Genomic DNA, 1,906 nt, shown 5'->3' on the forward strand with positions numbered 1-1,906 from the left:
TGAACATCGTAAATGTACCTCCTCGCATGATCCCAGCATGCCGCTTCGTGGATCTCGCCGCTCGCATACAGTTGATCGAAACCGGCGTAAGCATCGGCCTGCAGGATGCCACGGAATGCGGCGAGTCGGGTCTGAGGATGGACGCCTTTGCGATTCGAGGAGAAGTCGAACCATACCGCAGCGGGCTCGGTCGAGCCCGAGCGGTGATCGTCGCGCACGTAGACCCAGAAGCGACCGGTCACCGTCTTTCCGTTGCCTGGCGCGAGCACCGCAACCGGTGTGTCGTCGACGTGTACCTTGCCGGGGACCAGCACGTAGCGCTGGATTGCTTCAACAAGCGGTCCACAGAGCTCGGCGATCTGCCCGATCCAGCGGCCCATGCTGGCGCGATCCAGCGTCACGCCGTCGCGTGCCGCAATCTCCGATTGGCGGTACAGCGGTTGGTGATCGGCGAACTTCGATACCGCAATGTCGGCCAGCAGGCTCGGATGCGCGATGCTGTGCTCGATGGGCAGGCTGGGCATCGCGGGCTGTTCGATGTGGCCGCAGTCAGGACAACACAGCTTGTGACGGATCGTGCGGATCACTTTAAACGCAGCCGCTACGCGCGCGAGCTGCTCGGAAACATCCTCGCCGAGTCGCTGCATCGTTGTGGAACACTTAGGGCAAGCCGCATTCGGTGTAAGTTCGATTTCATCGCGTGGCAAGTGCGGCGGCAGCGGCTCTCGCGTGGGCGTTCGACCAGGCGGCGCCGTCGACGTCTTGTCTCGATGCCCTCGCGTTTCGGCAGCGCCCTGACCGGCCGTCAGGTCTTCGAGCTGCGCCTCAAGTTTATCGATCTGCCGGGCCAGTTTCTCGGACTTGCTCCCGAAGTACATCCGCCTGAGCTTGTCGATCTGCGCCTTCAGGCGTTCGATTTCGTCGTCCCGTGCGGCGATCTCCCGCACCATGTTCTCGATTGACGCCTGCTGCTCGAGCACCAGAGCCTGGAGCTCCGCGACGGTGGTGGGAAGCGGCGCAGATTGGGACATGCGTCGCAGTTTACGAGCCTTCGATGTGGTTTACAACATCGACAGAGCAGCGGTGCGTTGCGGGTGTCGCCAGTCGATGCCTTCGAGGAGCATCGACAGCTGTGCGCTCGTCAGATGGATCTTTCCACCGTCGGCCTGTGGCCAGACAAACCGGCCTCGCTCCAATCGTTTTGCGAGCAGCCAGAGCCCATCGTCGGTCGCCCAAAGCAGCTTCACGAGATCGCCGCGGCGGCCGCGGAAGATGAATACGTTGCCACCCAGCGGATTCTCTTCGAGCGCTGTCTGCACTTTCGCGGCCAGCCCCTGGAAGCCGCAGCGCATATCTGTCACGCCGGCCACGAGCCACACGCGCGTACCTGCCGGCAGCGCGATCACTTCAGGCATTCCTGCAGGAACGCTTCAGCGCGCTCGACAGACAGGCCGCGAATCTTCACACGCCGTTTGCCGATCTCCACCTCGATTTCGCACACGGGCGCCGGCATCGGTATACCGCTCGGCGCTTGCGACGCCACTGCGGGCTCAGGCGGCCGCAGTACCAATGCTGAGTCGATCACGTCGACGCTCAGTAGCTTCGTGCTGGGCACGCTCGGCGCAACTTCGATTGCAGGTATGACCAGCTTGCCTTCACGGTATTGCTTGCGCCACGCGAACACCACATTGGCGTTGATGTCGTGCCGTCGCGCAACAATCGACACCGACATGCCGGGTTCCAATGTCTCTCTGATCACCTGCTGCTTGAATTCTTGCGCATACGTCCGATGGGGATGCGTGCGGCCCGCTGCGTTCGACATGGCTGACTGTCTCCGTCAAGCTGAACGCGCCCATCATGCGTCGAAATATTCAGCAGTGGGAAACGGTTGTGCCGAGTCGCTTAC

The 1,906-nt window shown here is 62.2% G+C and carries 3 protein-coding genes; all 3 read right to left on the reverse strand.

Annotated features, from left to right (window positions below):
- The coding region (gene tnpC / locus NCS58_RS34010) for an IS66 family transposase (protein ID WP_250539044.1) at positions 1-1,031 on the reverse strand (1,031 nt) is incomplete at its 3' end.
- A gap of 30 nt (positions 1,032-1,061) precedes the next feature.
- Entirely contained in the window at positions 1,062-1,406 is a 345-nt protein-coding gene (gene tnpB / locus NCS58_RS34015; RefSeq protein ID WP_061122005.1) for an IS66 family insertion sequence element accessory protein TnpB, read from the reverse strand.
- Entirely contained in the window at positions 1,403-1,822 is a 420-nt protein-coding gene (locus NCS58_RS34300) for a transposase (RefSeq protein WP_284502540.1), read from the reverse strand. The genes tnpB and NCS58_RS34300 overlap by 4 nt, the downstream gene beginning before the upstream one ends.
- Between the last annotated feature and the right edge of the window lie 84 nt (positions 1,823-1,906).

Origin of the sequence: Caballeronia sp. INML3B (genome assembly GCF_023631305.1) — a bacterium.
Taxonomy (GTDB): Bacteria; Pseudomonadota; Gammaproteobacteria; order Burkholderiales; family Burkholderiaceae; genus Caballeronia; species Caballeronia turbans.